The organism is Jiulongibacter sediminis (assembly GCF_001306455.1).
GTDB classification, from domain to species: Bacteria; Bacteroidota; Bacteroidia; order Cytophagales; family Spirosomataceae; genus Jiulongibacter; species Jiulongibacter sediminis.
The window spans coordinates 242,657-261,041 of sequence record NZ_LGTQ01000013.1; the positions used below are offsets into that span (position 1 = coordinate 242,657).

At 40.4% G+C, this 18,385-nt stretch carries 18 protein-coding genes; 5 read left to right on the forward strand and 13 right to left on the reverse strand.

Features of this window, described 5'->3' with window-relative positions; all coding sequences use genetic code 11:
- Positions 1 to 29: 29 nt before the first annotated feature.
- Both panD and AFM12_RS17525 read right to left on the reverse strand, forming a co-directional pair.
- Positions 30 to 380: an aspartate 1-decarboxylase gene (gene panD / locus AFM12_RS17520; RefSeq protein ID WP_055151032.1), complete on the reverse strand. Its 351-nt coding sequence runs from the start codon at positions 378 to 380 to the stop codon at positions 30 to 32.
- 94 nt (positions 381 to 474) lie between these two features.
- Positions 475 to 819, reverse strand: a complete 345-nt coding sequence (locus AFM12_RS17525; protein WP_131458456.1) for a c-type cytochrome — start codon at positions 817 to 819, stop codon at positions 475 to 477.
- Between the two features lie 122 nt (positions 820 to 941).
- On the opposite strand from AFM12_RS17525, the gene AFM12_RS17530 reads away from it, so the two are divergent.
- The 5 genes from AFM12_RS17530 to AFM12_RS17550 all read left to right on the forward strand — a co-directional run bounded on the left by AFM12_RS17530 (position 942) and on the right by AFM12_RS17550 (position 5,281).
- A complete protein-coding gene (locus AFM12_RS17530) occupies positions 942 to 1,850 on the forward strand; it encodes a TIGR01777 family oxidoreductase (protein WP_055151038.1) in 909 nt (302 codons plus the stop codon).
- Between the two features lie 155 nt (positions 1,851 to 2,005).
- Positions 2,006 to 3,373 carry a LamG domain-containing protein gene (locus AFM12_RS17535; protein WP_055151041.1) on the forward strand — a complete coding sequence of 456 codons (1,368 nt, stop codon included), beginning with the start codon at positions 2,006 to 2,008 and terminating at the stop codon, positions 3,371 to 3,373.
- Positions 3,374 to 3,539: 166 nt separating this feature from the next.
- On the forward strand, positions 3,540 to 4,418 hold the full coding sequence (locus AFM12_RS17540; RefSeq protein WP_055151044.1) for a LuxR C-terminal-related transcriptional regulator: 879 nt from the start codon (positions 3,540 to 3,542) through the stop codon (positions 4,416 to 4,418).
- 144 nt (positions 4,419 to 4,562) lie between these two features.
- Positions 4,563 to 4,991: a 3-coathanger stack domain-containing protein gene (locus AFM12_RS17545; protein ID WP_131458458.1), complete on the forward strand. Its 429-nt coding sequence runs from the start codon at positions 4,563 to 4,565 to the stop codon at positions 4,989 to 4,991.
- Complete coding sequence (locus tag AFM12_RS17550) at positions 4,991 to 5,281, forward strand: LytR/AlgR family response regulator transcription factor (RefSeq protein WP_055151049.1); 291 nt, start codon at positions 4,991 to 4,993, stop codon at positions 5,279 to 5,281. Before AFM12_RS17545 ends, AFM12_RS17550 begins: the two co-directional genes overlap by 1 nt.
- Before the next feature lie 66 nt (positions 5,282 to 5,347).
- On the opposite strand, the gene AFM12_RS17555 is transcribed toward AFM12_RS17550, so the two are convergent.
- The 11 genes from AFM12_RS17555 to AFM12_RS17600 form a co-directional block, all read right to left on the reverse strand.
- On the reverse strand, positions 5,348 to 5,701 hold the full coding sequence (locus tag AFM12_RS17555) for a hypothetical protein (RefSeq protein ID WP_055151053.1): 354 nt from the start codon (positions 5,699 to 5,701) through the stop codon (positions 5,348 to 5,350).
- Positions 5,702 to 5,988: 287 nt separating this feature from the next.
- On the reverse strand, positions 5,989 to 6,201 hold the full coding sequence (locus AFM12_RS17560) for a YgaP family membrane protein (RefSeq protein ID WP_055151056.1): 213 nt from the start codon (positions 6,199 to 6,201) through the stop codon (positions 5,989 to 5,991).
- 78 nt (positions 6,202 to 6,279) lie between these two features.
- Positions 6,280 to 6,906: a Crp/Fnr family transcriptional regulator gene (locus AFM12_RS17565; protein ID WP_055151059.1), complete on the reverse strand. Its 627-nt coding sequence runs from the start codon at positions 6,904 to 6,906 to the stop codon at positions 6,280 to 6,282.
- Positions 6,907 to 7,633: 727 nt separating this feature from the next.
- Positions 7,634 to 8,002: a DUF4304 domain-containing protein gene (locus tag AFM12_RS17570; protein WP_055151063.1), complete on the reverse strand. Its 369-nt coding sequence runs from the start codon at positions 8,000 to 8,002 to the stop codon at positions 7,634 to 7,636.
- Between the two features lie 126 nt (positions 8,003 to 8,128).
- Positions 8,129 to 9,265, reverse strand: coding sequence for a DUF5677 domain-containing protein (locus AFM12_RS19950; protein WP_374754278.1), 1,137 nt, complete (start codon positions 9,263 to 9,265; stop codon positions 8,129 to 8,131).
- Complete coding sequence (locus AFM12_RS20070; RefSeq protein WP_082391407.1) at positions 9,252 to 9,305, reverse strand: SEC-C metal-binding domain-containing protein; 54 nt, start codon at positions 9,303 to 9,305, stop codon at positions 9,252 to 9,254. Before AFM12_RS20070 ends, AFM12_RS19950 begins: the two co-directional genes overlap by 14 nt.
- 166 nt (positions 9,306 to 9,471) lie before the next feature.
- Complete coding sequence (locus AFM12_RS17580; RefSeq protein ID WP_055151069.1) at positions 9,472 to 11,337, reverse strand: tetratricopeptide repeat protein; 1,866 nt, start codon at positions 11,335 to 11,337, stop codon at positions 9,472 to 9,474.
- An 83-nt stretch (positions 11,338 to 11,420) separates the two neighbouring features.
- Entirely contained in the window at positions 11,421 to 11,813 is a 393-nt protein-coding gene (locus AFM12_RS17585; protein ID WP_055151072.1) for an EthD family reductase, read from the reverse strand.
- An 89-nt stretch (positions 11,814 to 11,902) separates the two neighbouring features.
- On the reverse strand, positions 11,903 to 14,815 hold the full coding sequence (locus AFM12_RS17590) for a M16 family metallopeptidase (RefSeq protein ID WP_082391402.1): 2,913 nt from the start codon (positions 14,813 to 14,815) through the stop codon (positions 11,903 to 11,905).
- A 45-nt stretch (positions 14,816 to 14,860) separates the two neighbouring features.
- Positions 14,861 to 15,715: a DUF2911 domain-containing protein gene (locus tag AFM12_RS17595; protein WP_055151075.1), complete on the reverse strand. Its 855-nt coding sequence runs from the start codon at positions 15,713 to 15,715 to the stop codon at positions 14,861 to 14,863.
- Positions 15,716 to 15,832: 117 nt separating this feature from the next.
- On the reverse strand, positions 15,833 to 18,355 hold the full coding sequence (locus AFM12_RS17600) for a DUF5686 family protein (RefSeq protein WP_055151078.1): 2,523 nt from the start codon (positions 18,353 to 18,355) through the stop codon (positions 15,833 to 15,835).
- Positions 18,356 to 18,385 lie beyond the last annotated feature (30 nt).

Below are 18,385 nucleotides of genomic sequence, written 5' to 3' on the forward strand. Positions count from 1 at the left end.
TTGACCTTTATCAAATGTCTTCAAAAGACTTATTTCACAACTCTGTTATTCTCATCAGGAAAAACCACAACGGGTTTATGATTGGCAGCTTCTTCCTGAGTCATCCAGGCATAAGAAATGATGATTACCACATCGCCGGGTTGTGCTTTACGTGCGGCTGCTCCGTTCAGGCAAATGATTCCTGAACCCCTTTTGCCTTTAATGGCGTAAGTTTCAAGCCTCTCGCCATTATGATTATTTACGATCTGAACTTTCTCATTCTCCTTAATTCCGGCAGCGTCAAGCAAGTCTTCATCAATAGTGATGCTTCCTACGTAATTCAGTTCAGCCTGAGTTACCTTCACGCGGTGAATCTTGGATTTGAATATGTTAACAAGCATTTTCTTGTGTTTTGTTTATCTCAAGGGCTGCAAAAATAAGCATCCTGCCCCGGAAAACATAACGAGCCAATGTCTGAAATAATTCAAAAAGAGCTTATTGAAGTCCGCCATCTATCCAATCCTGAATTAATTGGATGTCAGAAGCCGGTAACTTATTGCCGTTTTTTGGCATCAGTGCAGGGTCTCCTTGTTCTTTATTGATTCGGCTGATGATTCCTGATGAAACAGCTGCGGCAATGCTGGCGTCGTTTACAAACTTCGCTCTTGCTTCAAAGTTGGCTCCGGAACCCGCCAAATGGCATGGCTGGCAATTGGCCTGAAAAATAGCGTTTACGTCACTGAAAGTAACAGCTGGTGTGGTGTCATCTTCTTTTTCACAGGAAAACAGGCTGAGGCAAAGACCTAGGCCTATGGCAGTAATTTGTTTTGAGTAATTCATAAAGTTTATGTTTTGATTTGTGGGATTACGGTGAAGCACTCACCGAGGTTGCAATGCGTTGAATTAATCCGGTCTTTTTCTGGTTTTAAAAGCAGATCATTTACATGTAGCAACATTAATCTATGCGATTCTTAATTACAGGTGGTACGGGTCTGGTGGGGAAGGAACTCACCTCCATATTAATAGCTGAAGACCATGAAGTTGGGATTCTTACCCGTTCTAAGAGAGAGAGTAAGAGTAAAGTCAATTATTTTCAATGGGATATTGATCAACAGGAGATTGAGGAACAGGCCTTAGAAGGAGTTGATTGTTTGATTCACCTCGCCGGAGCCGGGATCGCCGATAAACGCTGGTCAGAGAAAAGAAAGCAGGAAATTATTGATTCCCGGGTGAATCCTCTCAAATTTCTGGCGGCGGAATTTCAGCGAAAGGGTAATTTTCCAGCGAAAATAGTATCAGCCTCAGCCATCGGTTATTATGGTTTTGATACCGGTGATCAATTGCTCTCAGAGGTGCACAAAGCCGGCAAAGACTATATTTCAAACGTTGTGGTCGAGTGGGAGAAGGCTGTTAATGCTTTCGCCAAAACCGCAGCGTCACCAGCTGTGAAATTAAGAATCGGCATCGTTCTGGATAAAAATGCGGGGGCATTGCCTCAGCTGGCTATGCCCGTCAAATTGGGTGTGGGCTCGCCTCTGGGTGATGGTGAGCAGTGGATGTCATGGATTCATGTTCATGATCTGGCTCAAATGTTTTACGAAGCTGCCATGAACAAAGCCATGGATGGTATCTTTAATGCTGTAGCTCCAAATCCGGAACAGAATAAGACCATTGTTAAGGAACTGGGGAAAGTCTTAAAAAGACCGATTTGGGTACCCAATGTTCCCAAAATTGCTTTGAAGTTGCTTTTACAAGAGCGGGCTCAATTGGTGCTGGGAGGTAATAAAGTTTCTTCCGTAAAAATTGAAGACACCGGGTTTACCTTTAAATTTAAGGAGCTGTCTGATGCTTTGGCTGATATTTATTCCTGACTATTTTTGAAAAAACGTTTTATTCTATGTCCTGGCCTATTCTGCTGTTTTTTATTGGAGGTTTAATGTTACTCTACGCCATTTGGCGAAAGCGGGGCGGCAAGTTCTGACATAGCCATACAAACAGACTTTCGTTTTTTGTAGTAGATTTGAGTATGCAGCAGGTCAGCACTCTTCTACTTTTACTTTTTTTGGCTTATTCACCGGTCTCCTTAAGTCAAAACTATGCCTTAAAATTTGACGGGGTTGACGATTTTCTGGAACTGGAAAACAGCTCTTTTCAGATTGAATCTGATCAAAATTTCACGGTAAGCTTTTGGATTCAGCTATCAAATTCTACTAATCCTGACGTTGAGAAGGAATACTTGTTTCTCAAAGAAACCGGAGAGCAACACCCGCTAAAAATCTGGATTGATACACGAGTTGATGACCCTGACCGGTTCAAAATTAAGGTTTCAAGATTTGATGGTGAATATTCACCTTCACTGACTTCTTCGGCATCGATTAACGATGGGCAATGGCACCATATAGCTTTGGTGAAAAATCAACGCATGCTTTTATTCTACCTTGATGGCACCATGGATGCGTATGTGCGTGATAATACCAATGGCATTTTAGCTGGTCAAAGTCCCGCTGGGATAGGAGGGGCCGATGAAGCTTACTTTGCAGGAGCTTTAGATAATTTGAGCTTTAGAAATCAAGCTCTGGATGCGGCTGCAGTAAAAGCAGAATTTGTTAATGGGAACAACCGGTCTGATGACCAGATTTTATTTGATTTTGATTCGAAAGAGACGAATGTTATCAGCTCCTCAGCAGGTCAGGGACAGTTGATTATGAAAAACTTTGAAGAAGGTGCCTTCATTGAAGGTTTGCCAGATTTTCAAGAAGGTGGTAGTACGGGATGGTGGGCTGAGTTAACCCGGGCTTATGAAAACTACCGAAATGGTGAGCCGGTGAATCTTTCCAGCCGTTTTATGTGGCAAACCATTTTTATGCTGCTGGGTGCCGCGGCTTTCAGTTATGGGGTATTCAGATGGATTCTTTTTCAAAGACAGAAAGCTGCCAGAGAGCGGGAAGAGAAAATTCAAACCGAACTTAGCTCAAAAAAGAAGGAATTGGTCAGTCAAACTCTTCATCTGGTTAACAAAAATGCTGTTTTGAATGACTTAAAAGAGGATTTGACCAATTACCAAAAAGCCAGTGAAGGCAGTATTAAGGAAATCAATAAAATCATCAGAAACCTCAAAATGGAAAATGCCTCGGAGGCTAACTGGGAGGTTTTTAAGTCGCAATTCATGGAAATGCATGATGGTTTTGACCGAAAACTGCGTGAGAAAAACCAAAGCATTACAGATAATGAAATCAGACTGGCTGCTCTGGTAAAAATGAAGCTCAGTAATAAAGAAATCGCTGAAATGTTAAATGTACAGCCTGAAAGCGTGAAGAAGTCAAAATTCAGACTCAAAAAGAAACTGAGCCTTGAGGGAGTAAAGGATTTGAATGTATTTTTAGAAGGACTCTGAAAGGGCTATCACCAGAAGAAGCTTTGCATTGAACCGGTAAGAAAGAGATTGATTCAACGACTTTTTGTTCTTGATGCCAGGAAATAACCTCTTAAATTTGTGAGTACACTCAGCCCAACGATTTCGTTGATAAAGCCAATTAAGGTTGAACTGACACGCTCAAAAGATGAATGCCACTATTTTAATCGGAGGTTACCTTGGCCTCATTTTCTTCCTATGTATTTTTCAGGCGTACATCTATCTGCTGCATAAAAGGAAATCTTCTCTTTTCTATTTTCTTTTTACCTTCTCATGTGCCATAGGCCTGCTACTAGAGCCGGGATTTACTGAGCAGAAGCTATTCAGCCTTCCCTTTTCAGGAGAGATTAATCTGATTACGCATCTAACGGTACCTCTTTTTGGAGCCCTCTTCGCCATCAATTATCTCAAAGTAAAGAGCAGGCGTATTCATTATTATTTGCTTGGTACAGCATTGGCCATTTCAGGCACTCTTTATCTTTTTCACTATTTAGCTGCCGCCTCCTTTACCTTTTATTTATTGGCCGGTGACCTGATAGCCGTGGTGATTTTAGGGTTTTATTTTGTGTATTCCTTTATTCATTTTTCTAAAAGCACCTCTAAGTTTTTCATCGTTGGCTTTATTTTCACTTTTGCCTTTTCGCTTGATTTTTTTATTCTCAAAAGACTAAATCTCGCTCTTTTTAATACCTCTGAATTTACCCTAATGCTGGCCGGAGTTTTGGAGGCTCTCTTTACCACTTTTGCAGTTCTGTACACCTTGAAAAATGAAAATCAGGCAATGGAATCAAAAAATGTTGAAAGTCTTTCGGGATCACACTTAAGTACCGTAGAGGAACTGATCAATCAATACCGGTTATCTGAAAGAGAGAATGAGGTTTTGCAGCAGATTCTGCTCGGTAAATCAAATTCTGAAATTGGAGAGGCACTCTTTATTTCACTCCACACCGTGAAATACCATTCGAAAAACCTTTACACTAAACTTGAGGTCAGGAATAGGAAAGAGCTTTTTCAGAGATTCCTCTAATTGATAAGAATTAGTACCAAATGGCTGTTTAGGAGTACGAAAATCTAAAAACTATACCAAAGTATAGGTCATTTTAAACTAAAGGGTAGGCGTCAGAAATTTTGGAAATGATTGTTTTGTATTCTGAAAACGTGCCCCAAAACAATGAAAAGACCTTTCCTGAAAACTACGTCTACACTAACTCTATGTTTAATGTTCTCTATGGCTGCCCCTGGCCAGATATCAAATCCAACTCTTTCTTCTGCCGGCTTAACCAGATCCGTTTATCTTACGGCTGAATCTTCTCCGTGGCTAAATAGGGTTGAAACTTCGGTGACTAATCACAGTGGGGAAACTTTTAGTACCGGCAATTCAGCAGAGGCTGCAGCCAAGAGTATTGATACCCCTTGTCCTGAGAACCTGGAAGTGCAAACTGTGACCGATACTGTTTATCAGGCTGCCGGCTATCTTACTTCTAATCTGAACGCCGGAGTCAATCAGAGTTACCTGGCCGGGGAGGCCATAGATCTCGCTCCGGGCTTTGATTCCGGTTATAATGAGTTTTTTGAAGCAAGTATTGAGGGCTGTAACTGATGATGGAAAAAATCAGTATCGGAGGAGGTAAAAAGGCGTATGCCTCTCAAATTGTCTATCTGCAGGCAGACGTAAATTATACCTATGTCTTTCTGAAAAGCGGCAGGAAGGAGTTTGTGGCAACCACCCTTGGGGTGCTGGAGAAACGTTTGAGTGACTTTGACTTTATCAGACCAAACCGAAAAGTAGTAATTAACCGACAATACATTCGTGAAATAAAAGGTGGTAAGGTTATTCTCGAAGGGAGACAGGAGTTTAGGATAAGTCGCCGAAGGAATATCAATTCATGATATTGGTACGAAAAAAGCTGACTGCCCTTGTGGGAAGTCGGCTCTATTGCAGGACTTAAAAGCTTCTTATATGCGAATGACCTCAGCCATTTCCAGCTTTTTTGAAATATCTCTGGCGTACCTCAGATTGCCCATGGGAGCCATTAAATATAGTTTGCCATCTTTGGCCTTGGCGAGTTTGTGATAGAGTTTAATCTGCGACAGCGTGTCTTCAGTTTCTTCTTTTTTAAGTGTGACATGGAAATAGTGTTTCCTGTTATTTCTTGACACTGCCGTCAGGTCCGGAGCGAACTCCGCCTGATCGCTCGACCGGGTGAAGTTAATAGGGTCGTCAAACCCGTCAAGGTCGGCTCTGAATTTTGAAAATCCTTTCTTTTTGGCCCACTGAATGGACTTTTCTATATGCTTATCTTTCTTCATAAATATATTTTGTGATTACGTTTCTCAGGAGTTTTAAGTGAGAAACATTTAATAAAATGGTATGCTAGATAATACGAAAAAAAAAGCATAATTCCAAATGGAGGAGGGGTTTGGGTGTATTTAGAGGGTTGAATATGAGTATTTTATAGGCATTGAGTCATTGTCTTTGGCAAATGCCTGAAAGCCAAAAGTCCGTGTGTTTTTGAAGTAAGTATGAATAAAAAATTATCCATAAAAAAGACGGCCGAACTCACGTAAGGCCGTCTTAATGAACAGGCTGACCTGTCTTATTTCTTATCCTTAACAGGGCAGGTGCTAATGCCAAAAGGTGCATACAGCGGGCAGAAGCTAACCAGGCTGGTTAAAACGAAAATGCCTGCCAGTACCAAAAGAACGATTCCTAGAGTTCCTGAGATAGTACCCGTAAAGTATAGGGCAGCGATAATGACTGCGATGATTACTCTGATAATTTTGTCTGTGGAGCCCATATTCTTTTTCATGTCCTTAAAATTTTGGTGTTTATAATTTGATTATGAACCAAAGGTATAGGCCATGGTTTTCTCTGGCAGTGACCGCAGTCACCACGGGGCAATTATTTTTATTTCGCCTGAGTTCTGACTCACTTTTCCATCAATTTCCAGTTTTTTCAGCACACGGGTGACTACCTCACGTGCCGTGCCCAGTTCATTGGCGATCTGGCTGTGACTCATTTTGATGCCATTGCCACCGGTGAGTTCCCATTTTTTATGGAGATGGTCGTAGAGTCGTTTATCCATCTTGTCGAGCAGCAAATGGCCGATGGTATCCAGCAGCTCTGAGTATCGAAGATTAAACTGATTGTAGAACAACTCATTGAAATCCGGATATTCTTTCAGCCAATCGGGAAGTAAACCAACGGGAATCAGTAAAACGGCGGAATCTTCTTCAGTACTGGCAAAGACCTTGCTGGGTGTGTTTTTTAAAGCCGCATAAAATGTCATGACGCAGCTTTGAGCCGGCTCAATATAGTAGAGCAATAACTCCTTATCATCAAAACGAGAATATACCTTAATAAGCCCGTTTAGCACAATAGGTAAAACCTTAACGGACTGCTCCTCTCTTAAAATCTCGGTGCCCTTAGGGATTTCCTGAACGGCAGACTGCTCCCAGATTTTTTCTACAAGCTCGGGTTTTAAGAAGGAGAGGATGTTTTTGTCAGGATTCATGAATTAACCGTAGAAAGGGCCGAGTTATTTACAAGATTACTAAGTTCTTGGCGGAATAAAAAAAGGTGCCAATTACAAAGAATAGGCGAATGAATCTTTAGTTATGACGGAAGCTTTAGAGAGCAGAGTCAGCTCGCACTTGCTACTGTGGATATTGCAGTTCGTTTTTCTATTTATTTAGTTCGAATTGGTTCATTCTGATTTGAAAGACCAATTCATTATTTCATTCTACCTGGTTTCCGTTTGTGTCATAGAATTCTACAAAAACATTGTCCATATCGATTACTTCCGAGATTGCTCCATTTTATCCAACTCTCAGAACAGAATTTAGATTTGCTGTTAGTTCAATCTTCTTGTCAGCATTTTTTTTAAGTGATTTTTTCGGATTAGTTGTTTTAGGTGGGGACCCCAAAATATTCACTTTTATCCACTCAGCACCTTTTTTATAAGTCTATAAGTGCCAACTATGATTCCTTGGAATATTGCTTCAACGAAAATTCGTCCTACAATCTCTCCAATGATTTCAAATACAATTATCTGAATTAATTCGACTGTTGGGTTTTATTAATTGCTCGAAACAATATCAGGCCTTGCTTTCAGGCGGATTTCTCAAAACGCTAAACTGGTTGTCCGTTTTCAAAGATAGCAAATAATCAAAAACCTTGAGGCAAGACATCAGCCCACCAGAAGGTTAGGTATTGTTGTGCACGGTTTTTTATTTTTTATCCTATTGTTCAAATGGGTCTTTTGTCCACCAATTTTCCGCTTCATCCTGTAAGTCAATTATTTCTTTGGCTCTCTTTTGATAAATGTCAGTAAATAGTTGCTTTTTATCATATTCGAACCAATTGTCCGTATCATTCTTTTCACTTCCGAGTCTAAGTCTTTTTGCCTGGTCATTTCCGGTAAACCTGTTTTTAGGGATTTCTTTTCCCCAATGCGTCATAATTCCATTGCTCGGACAGTTTGCAGTTTCTACTACGAATTTATTGTCACACAAACTGTGTTGAAAAGTCAAAAGATTAATACCATCAGTTTGTTGTTGTCTAAAATGGGTAAGAGATCCTTTAAATCCTTTTTCTCTTAAAAAAGGCACTGTAATTTCTTTCAGAGCTTTATCGATATTTCCTCATTTTTCTTCTTGGTCCATTTTATCAAATATTACCCAATGTATAATTGCAAAAGGAGTGCTCCCAAAGGGAGAGTTCCGTCTTATAAAGTGTTAGCTGTAGGTTTTTATTGTTTTATTTATTCTTATTCTAATATTTTCATTCAATTTACCTATATACATGTCAACTAAATTAAGGGTTTCATAAATTTCCTTATTTTGTTGAACTAAATCTTCCTTTGAAGTTTCAAAGAAACTAGATTCATAGATTTCATGAATTATCATGAAATTAAATATTAGAGTAAATATCAATGGGTCAATATTTGAGTTGTCTTTAAGGTCTGTAAATCCGGAATCTTTGTCGATATATTGAAATGCAACCATAATATCAGGATGTGTATATGAGGACAAGTAGCTATATAGTAGCTTGTAAATTTTTACATCTATATCTTTGAAAACCGGATGAAGACTAATTTTTTCATGATTACTCTTTAGATGAATCTGCTCATTATTTTCTTTATTGATTATCTTTCTCCACTTCCTTTTATGAGTTCCTGTTTTTACACCATTTTCTGCAATTAGTTGTTTTTTTAAATTTTTGCTATCATAATTTGAGTAAACTATTTCAGCATAATTTTCAAAATTAGTTCTTGTTAAATTGAGTGCATCTTCCGGAAAGTCGTTTACCGCAAGGATTGTGATTGCTTTTAAAGTTTTTAGATTACGAGTCAAGCAAAAGAGAATGTAATCATTTGGATTAACATTTTCTATTAGGTCAATGTTTTCAGATTTATTAGCATACTTTCGAATGATTAAGGCATACAAAAATTGTAGTTTATCGATTGCCTTCATTATACTTTCAGTCGCTGACTTTATGTTTTGAGTCTCAATATCTTCCCCATGTTCTTCTATTTCTTCGTATTCCTCAATAGCTAAATTCCATTCCTCAATTTGCTCGTCTGAGTAAAACTCTTCGCCTTCGACCAATGTGTAGCCCAATTTATTAAATGCATAAATCACTCTTGGGTTAACACCAATATCTTCAAGTATTCCAGATATATGCAGTTTATATTCAGATTCAGACATCCTTAACGTAGATGACATGAGTGGGTCGTCTTTAGAAATGTCTCTACCCATAAATGATTTAAAACGATTATTTTCCCTGTCAAATATTTCTTGTATTTCCGATGTAATTGGAATCAAACCATCCTCTTTAATAGATTTTGGCAAACAGCATCTAATATTTTTCATTGCTTCCACAAAGGCAAGGATCATTCCTCGAAATCTTCATTTCGCTATTTATGTTTTACTAAGAGTTAACAATTAGATATACGCCATAATCAAAATTAATTGGTTATCTTTTTTAAAAGTAAAATGCTCGTAAGTTTCTTATAATGAGATTTAAAGGCGATGTTTAATATTTCTTAATTGATAATACCCGTAACCTGTCTTTATTCCTAAATCCCCTCCAAAAACGCATCAAAGTCATCATCCACTTCCAGGTTAAACTTCTTTTTCAGGCGGTATTTAGATTTGGTGATGCTGTCGGGTTGTACATTAAGCATTCCGGCGATTTCTTTGGTACTCAGCTTCATTTTCAGGAAAGCGGCCAAACGAATTTCGTTGTCGGTGATGTCCGGGGCCTTTTGTTTGAGCTTGATGTCGAAGTCGTTATGAACCTGGGCAAAGTGACTTTTAAAGACTTCCCAGTTCGCATCAGACGCGTTTTCCTGTTGAAGGTCTTTAATGATTTTACCGATCTCTTTGGTTTGTTCACCGGCCGTTTTACGTATTTCTTTGAGGTCCTGTTGTAAATTCTGAATCAAGGTGTTTTTATTGACCAGATGAAGGGTTTGACTCACCAGCTCTTTCTTTTTGAACTCCAGTTCTTTGGCTATCAGGGCTTTCTCCTTTTCGTATTCAGCCTTATTGCGTTTGCTCCGTTGACGGAAACCAAAATACAGCAAACCCGCTATTAGAATGGCCGAGATCATGCCTCCGGCGAAAAGTGTTTTCTGCAGGTTTGATTTCTCAATTTCCAAAGCTAGCTTTTCAATCTCTGCCTCCTTTTTCTCTGATTCGTAGATAATTCTAAGCTCTTCTACTTCCTGGCTGTTTTTCTTATGATCCAGACTATCACTGGCGGCATGAAATAATTTGAATTGCTCCAAAGCCTCGGCATATTGTCCAAGTTTCGCAAAAGCTAGGCTTTTGATCTCATGGGCATTAACGATCAAACTCTTTACATCTTTCTGGAGTCCAAATTCCAGAGCTTTGTTGGTCAGCGAGAGGGCTTGTTGCACCTGTCCGGACTGAACAAACACTTTGGCGAGTTGCTCTCCTGTTTCATGAATTTTAAAGGTCTCCTCAGCTTTTTCTGCAAAACTCAGACTTTCTTTTAAAGTTCTGATCGCAGTTGAGGTTTGCCCTTTTTCAAACTGAACCTTACCAAGATTTTGCAGAGCAGAGGAGGTAATGCTAAAGTTATCCATTGACCGACTGATGGTCAGTGCTTCGTTCAGATATTTCTCAGCCAATGAGTAGTTTTTCGCTAATGATGCTGCTAAACCAGCATCATTAAGGGCCTGAGATAGGAAAAGTTGGTCGTTCGCCTCTTTATAAATAGGTATGGCCAGCTCATTATACTCAATAGATTTTTGAAAATTTCCCAGCTCCATCTCAACACCCGAGAGCAGATTATAGGCGTCCGCAAGTCTGATTTGATCCTTTGTTGTCTTAAACAGCTGAATGGCCTCTAGGGTATAATTCAGGGCAAGTCTCAGATATCCGCGGGTAATATAATGTCTCCCCAGTTGAGAATAACTGATTGACATATTTACGGTGTCTTTTCTGGCGATATCCATATCCAGAGACTTTTTAAAAAGACGTTCGCTTTCCTCAAAATCTCCACGTTCCTGTGTAATAATCGCAAGACTACTGATCGCCTGGCCTACTCCAGCACTGAGGCTGTCACCCATGGCCCGGTAATCTTGTAAGGTTTTTTTGTAGAAATACTCCGCAGAGTCACTTTTAGGTGTAAATGAGTAATAAACTCCGAGAAGGTAATTAAAGCTGGTTTCTATTTTTTTGTTGCCGGCCTTTTTACCAAGGTCTATACCTTTCAAGGCATACATCTTGGCCTTTTCAGCGTCGTTATAGAGGTAAGCGTTAAAAAGCCCGTTTAAAACTCTTGATCTTATGGTGTCATGTTTTGCGGTGGCAAATGCTTTTTCAAGGCTATCTGTTTTTCCATTTCCTTGGGCAAAGGAGTTTATACAGAAGAAAACCGCAAAAAGAGTGAATAAAAGTTGGTAAGTCTTCATGGTCTGTTTTTCAAACTATGAAGATATACAATTAAGGATAAAGAAGTTGGCCTTTGGAAGTTGAATCAGACACTTTATCTGGTCTAATAAACTACCTCACTGATGAGTATGACGGGAATTGCATTTGTGTAGTTGGCAAAATCGGCTCGAATTTCAGTAATGTTTGGGCCAATGGCTTTTTGATAATCTTCAACATTTTTAACGTAAAAAGTACCTATGGCCATGTAGGGCAGCGGCTGGCCGGGGATAACATTTGAAAGCCCTTCCTCAATGGTATATTTAATCAGATTAGATCCGAGCATGGCTGCCACATAAGGCATGTGTTTGGTTTTATAGTATTCTATGTTAAAGGTGTTGCCTTCAGCGTTGGGATACATAATCGCAATTTTAAATAAACCTTCATCCGAATGGCTCTGCTGCGAAAAAGCATTGAGAGAGGTCAGAAAAAAGAAAAGAAGAATAGCTTTTAATTTCATACAGTTACTGGTTTTTGCCTCAAGGAGGAAATGTTTTTGTAAAAAACGGGAGCATTCTTTTACAGAAAGCTCCCGTTTAAATGATAATCTTACTCTGCCCCCGAAGTCCCCGCCGGAGAGGCTTCTTCCTCAGCTGCTGGAGCAGCGAATTTCTTGGCGAAATCGCCGGCTTGTACCATTGTCAGTTTTGAATTGTCAACATACTTTCTGAAAGTGCTGTTGACTTCTTCAAGGGTAAGATTTTGAAGTTTTTCATCAAAAGAAGCATCAAAATTCATGGTTCTGTCAAGGTACAGGTAGCCGTTCAGTTTGCCGGCAAGTTCGTCATCTTTAGAGCGGGATAGTTGACGGCTTTGCATCAATCCTTCTTTGGCTTTGGCCAGCTCCTCTTCGGTAAAGCCTTCGTTTCTTACACGATCAATTTCCTCAAAAATTCCTTGCTTGGCTTTTTCACTGTTTTCAGGAGCCAGAATAGCATACACTAAAAATTGACCGTTTTCATCAATTGATGAGGCACTAAACTGCGTACCGGCACCGTAAGAAATGCCATCTTTTTGACGCAAACGAGTGGCAATACGGCTATTTAAAAATCCACCGCCCATCAGGTAATTCGCCACATACATGGCCGGGTAGTCCGGGTCGCTGTCTTTCATTTTAAGGTTGATTCCGCTGATCAGTAAAGCATTGGCTTTATCAGGTGTTTCAATTTTCTCTGTCCCTGACGGATTCGGGTGATATTCATTAGGAACACGGGTGAACTTTGTTGGGTTTTCCCATGATCCAAAACGCTCTTTCAACTCATTCAGTGTTTTCTCCTGGTCAAAATCGCCGACCAAAGAAATCGTGGCATTTGAAGTACCATAATGGGCCTCATGGAAAGCTTTCATAGATGCCGGGGTTACCTGCTGAAGCATTTCAAGCTGCTCTTTAAATGTAGGCACATAACGAATGTCTCCTTTTTTATAGGGTGACATAATGCGTCTGAAAGTAGTGCTTCCAATGGCCATCGGCTGGCTCATATTGGCCTCTATACCCGTTTTGTTTTCGGTAACGAGATTGCTGAATTCTTTCTGATCAAATGAAGGGTTTTTCAAAACATCTTCAACAATGGCCAACACTTCGCTCAGGTTTTCTTTGGTGGTATTAATGCCGACAGAAATTGTATTGCCACCACCACCAATGCTTACTGAACTTTTCATACCGTCCAGCTTGTCTTTGATTTCCTGACGGGTAAGGTTTTTGGTTCCTCTCATCAGCATTGAGGCCGTCAGGTTATCAGTCATTCCTATGTTAGAGAGTGATTTTTCGTTCCCAATTCTGAGCGTCATACTACCTGAAACCACGTTTCCTCGAGTTCCCTTTGAGATGAGCGAGTATTCCATGCCATTGGCAAAAGTGCCGGTGGTATTTCGGCTGTCAATGTTTTCTGGCGTTGCCTCAAAAACCTCAGCAACTTCCTGAATTTCGCGACCTTTATAGTCTTTTACTAATTCCTCCACATCCGGTGCCTCAGGAATATGAACTCTGTCAGGCTCCTCGGTAGGGATAAACATACCCACCGTTCTGTTTGAGGGTTTGAAATACTTTTTCGCTACGCGATTGACATCTTCGAGGGTTACATTTTCGACGGCGTCTCTGAAAATGAAGAAGGTTCTCCAGTCGCCCAGTGCGATAAACTCTGTCAGCATTTTTGCGAAATTCTCCGAATCTCTGGTAACCTGTTCCAGATAACGGGCTGTCTGGCTTTTAGCACGATCTACTTCTTCCTGAGAAAAACCATTAGCAATGGCTTCATCCATAGCTTTCAAAAAAGCCTCTCTAGCAGCATGAATGTCGTTCTCTTTCGGCACCACTGCTCCAAAATAAGAATAGCCGGGTTCATTGAGTGCTCTGGCATAGCCAAAGACCTGAGAAGCTAGTTTGGTATCAACCAAAGCTTTATAAAGCGGGCCACTTGGGCTGTAGCCTAAAGCATCTGAAATTACATCCACAGATGCGTAATCTTCGTGCGTAGCCGGTGGTACATGGTATAAAGCACCTAAAAACTGTACGTCACCTACTCGCTGAAGTACTATGTTTCGCTCAGTATCCTGGGCCGGTTCGATAGTGTAAGTGCCTGATAAAGTTCGTTTTGGTCTCGGAATCGGGCCAAAGTATTCATTGACCAATTCTAAGGTTTCTTCCGGGTCAAATTTTCCGGCGACGATAAGAACAGCGTTATCAGGTTGGTAATACTTTTTGTAGAAGTCTTTAAGCTTATCAACCGGCACTCTTTCCAGGTCTTCTCTTGAGCCAATAGTGCTGTTTCCGTAATTGTGCCATAGATAAGCAGCAGAAACGATGCGTTCACTCAAAATACTGTTAGGGTTATTTTCACCCATTTCAAACTCGTTTCTAACTACGGTATATTCAGACTCCAGATCTTCTTTTTTAATGAAAGAGTTCACCATTCGGTCAGACTCCAGATCAAGTGCCCATCTCAAATTCTCTTCCGTAGCATTGAAAGTTTCAAAATAGTTGGTTCTGTCCAGTGACGTGGTTCCGTTTGGTCGGGCCCCATGATCAGAGAGTTCTTTTGGAATGTCGGTATGCTTGGGTGATCCCTTGAAAACCATGTGCTCCAGCAAGTGAGCCATTCCTGTTTCGCCATAGCCTTCATGGCGACTGCCCACCATATAGGTGATGTTAACGGTAATAGTTTGCTGAGTTTGATCAGGAAGCAAAAGTACTTTCATGCCGTTATCAAGGGTATATTCTGTAATACCTTCTACGGTAACTCCTTTCACAGGTTTGGGTAGCTCTTTTTTACCCACAACAACTTTCTCAATGTTTTTCTGTGCTTCTTCTGAAACAGGGAGAGCCTCTATAGCTTTTTCGAGTTTAGCTTTGAGTTTCTCTACTTTTTTTTCGGCCTTGGTTTGAGCCAAAAGCTGGCTGCCAGGCAAAAGCAAAATGCTGAGGGCTACAGCCTTAAAAATCGATTGTGTTGGTTTACTTATCATATATTACAGGTTTATTCGTACTAATTTAAACGAAATTTTAAGCTATTAATTCAATTCAGTAAGTCTACTTTCCCAATATTCAATACTCACTTTTTTATCGCTTTCACTCATGCTGTCGGAGGCTTTCACCAAAGCTATAGCGGTTTGAATTTCTTTTTCAGCATCGCCTTTTCTTCCCATTTGCTGTAAAACAGCGGCCCGGCTTCCCCGCACATTTTCAGAATCACGAATTTCCAAAGCGTATTCCAGTAACTGAAAGGACTGGTCAAGATCATAATTATTTAAAAGGAGGTATTCAGCAGCCTGAATATAGTTTTCATCATCGGTTTCGATGCGAGTCAACAACTTATCAGCGATATAACTTTCCATTTCCTGATGGGTGGAGGTTTTAATCAGGAAAGAAACCTCGGTAAACTCCCATGAAATTGTCATGAGGGCGTGATTAGGAACAAAATCAATTTTCATAGAAAGTGACTCCTGCACTTCCGGAATCTTTTTTGCGGCGACCTGAAAACGGGCTACGTCTAATTCCTTATTGTACTTGTAAGCACCGTAAAGTGTTGTGTCTTTATTGAGAATAATGACCCAATCGGTTGGCCTTGGAATTGACAAAATAGAGTATGTACCTGCAGGTATGTCAACTCCTTCAATACTAACTTCCTGATCAAAAGATAATGTGCTGCACCAGGCGGCACCCGTTCTCCAAACTTCTCCGTAGGGTACGAGTTCTCCGAAAATTTTGCGGCCTCTTACAGCTGGCCTCGAATAGCTGAGCTCAAAGTTGGTATTGCCAATCTCCTGTTTGACAAACGCCTGCGGGCTCAAGTCAGGAAAGTGTATTTCCTGAGCATAGCTCACCATGCTGAGAGAGAGTGTAAGAAGAATTATAAGCTTTTTCATCGTAGAATGTGGCACTTCGCAGTCAGGCTAAATTAGGCCTTTTAAATGAGAAGATTACCTTAAAATGTGTTAAACGGTTAAAAGCTAATTTGACCCGTAAGAGGGAGTAGACGTTGCTTAAAACACGTTCAAATTAACATTTGGTAAAATCACCCATCTTCTTTTTCCTTCAAAAGTCTGAGAGTAATTATAGGCAGCATTAAATCCAAAGCCTGTCTGTAGTCCAAATAGAGGAATTGTGATCAGGTTATTCAGATAAAGGTCAAGCTCAAATTGCCCTTGTTTAAATGAGTCAATCTCAAAACCTTCAAACCGCGTTGTGCTATCCAGAACAGACCACGAAAATCGATGACCTATCCCTACCTGAGGCTGAAACCATTTGACTTTTGACTTGATCAGGTTTTTGCCGAAATAATGAACATAATCCAGGAAGATATATCGGTTAGAAGCGTAATTGAGGAAATTGCCCGTAATAAAGCCCGGTTTGCTGAAGCCGAAAAATCCCCGGCTTCCACCCAGATTATTATACAGAAAATTATAAGGGGCATCTCCCCAAATCTGACCTCCGTTAATTTTAATCACGTCATAGCCCAGTTTTTTCCAACGAAACTGTTGTGTGATGCTAAAGGAAAACCGTTGAAAAGATTTTGAGTTATTTAGTCCATTAAAATGACCGTAATTAAAGGCCACGATCGGGAAATAATTGCTGACTACATTCTCGAAAAAGCCATTTCTAACAAAGCGTTCTTTACGGGCAAAACGCATATTGACACCGTAGTGTAAGTAGGACTGAGTGCTTTTTCCCAATTCTTCAATCTCGTAATTCAGACCTTCAACATCCTGTTTTTCGGTGTAGAACCGAAACCATGTCCAGCGAATAGGTTTGACATATAATGCCGTGCCTGTCAATTTGTAGCTATCAACGATATAGCCCCGGCGATCAAAAAACAAGGATTGCGGATATGGCGTACTGTAGTTTGGTCCCAGAAAAGAAACCTGTCCCGGAGGGCGAATATCTTTGACGTGGTAAACGCTCAGGCGATTATAACGGTCTTTGGTGATATGCCATGAAGCGGAGGTTCTGTATTTAAAAGTCTGGTCACGAAGCCCAAATCCTGCACTGGCTCTGAAGCCAAATCTGGGATTTTCTAATAAGTTGTTTTGAAGACCAAGACCGCCACGCACCAGCTCGTGAAAGTTAGATTGATTTTGATCAAGTAGCAGCAAAAACGGTCCAATGGGCAATGAGGCCTGCATGATCCACTTGCTAGGTTTCTCCATCAGTTCAATCCCTTTTTTGATAATCGGAAGATTTGAAAAGGCGTTGTCGGTTTTTTGGTAAACCTTTTTCTCTTCTTCATTCAGAATCAAAGGCCTTACTTCTCTAAACTGATCAAACGTGATGGTATCCGCTTTAGGAGTAATGCTTTTGGTGCTGCCATCAAAGTAGACGTCTCCCTCTTTTAATTCATTCTCAAAATTTCGTAAGTATTGAAAATGAGTAAACCGGACCCTCATTTTGGCCTTTTGGGTTTCAAAAGGATACTGCCAGCTCATTGTTCGTTTCTCAGGATACCAGCGGCTGTTTCCAAAAACATACTGCTGCTCAATTCGAATATTCAGGGGCTGTAAAGTATCAGCATTTTCTGCAATAATTTCCTGTATGGCATAACCGTTTGAGTTGATTTTTAAAACACCTTTCAGAGCTTCCTGTGTTTTTTTGAAAGGCCAGAATTGTATAACAAAAACGGAGTCTTTATCCTGAAACAAAGTGTCTGTCAACTCAAAATCATAATAGCTGAAAGTACCGTTCTTGATGGGATTAACATAGTTTCTTTCTACACCTACGCCATCGGTATTGGCAGCACTGAGAAAGAAAAACTTGTAGAAGGGCTGGTAGAACCCAATCGGGTTTTGTTCGTCTGTAAATATCAGATTCGTTGGGAAAAACTTTGGCACATTGGTGATGCTATGGTTCACCACTTCTTTTTGCTGCCCTTTTTTGAAGTAGAAGTTGCCCTCGTTTTCAAGCATCAGCAAATTCAAATAGTCTTGCTGACTTAGAGAATCTTGTTTGGGGAGTTTGAAATAGCCTTTCAGTGTTTCACCATTACCGGAAGTGTCCGCATACATTAGGCTATCAGCCCGGAGTCTGATTTTAGTATAGCTGAGTGCTTTAAACTCATCATACTTCAGCGGGTTATTATTGCGTTCATTTCTTCTGACTTCCCGAATGATTCTCCAGGCCGGGTTCTCTCCGGGTCTGACCAAAACCTCATCGAGTTCGTTTTTGCTTTTTGAGAGATAAACGATGCTTCCATTTTTGAAATATTGAGCATCAAAACTTCGGCTATCATAGCCGACTATACTGAACTTTAATTGCCCGGTGAGCCGGGTAGCTAATGAAAAATGCCCCAGTGAATCAGATTGAGTGCCCGTATTTTGAAGAGTAATATTGACAAAAGGAAGCGGCTCGTCAGTCTCAAAATCACGGATTCGGCCTTCAAAAGTGGATTGTTGAGCAATCAGCTGAAAGCAAGCTAAAATAAAAATGCCGATGAGAGGTAGCCGTGCGATATTGCTCAGGTTTGATTTAATAACGAAAGTGTAAGTTCCAAAATTACCGCAACCGATTGACAATTGCTTTAGTTCGTTTCGCCTTTTTCAGGT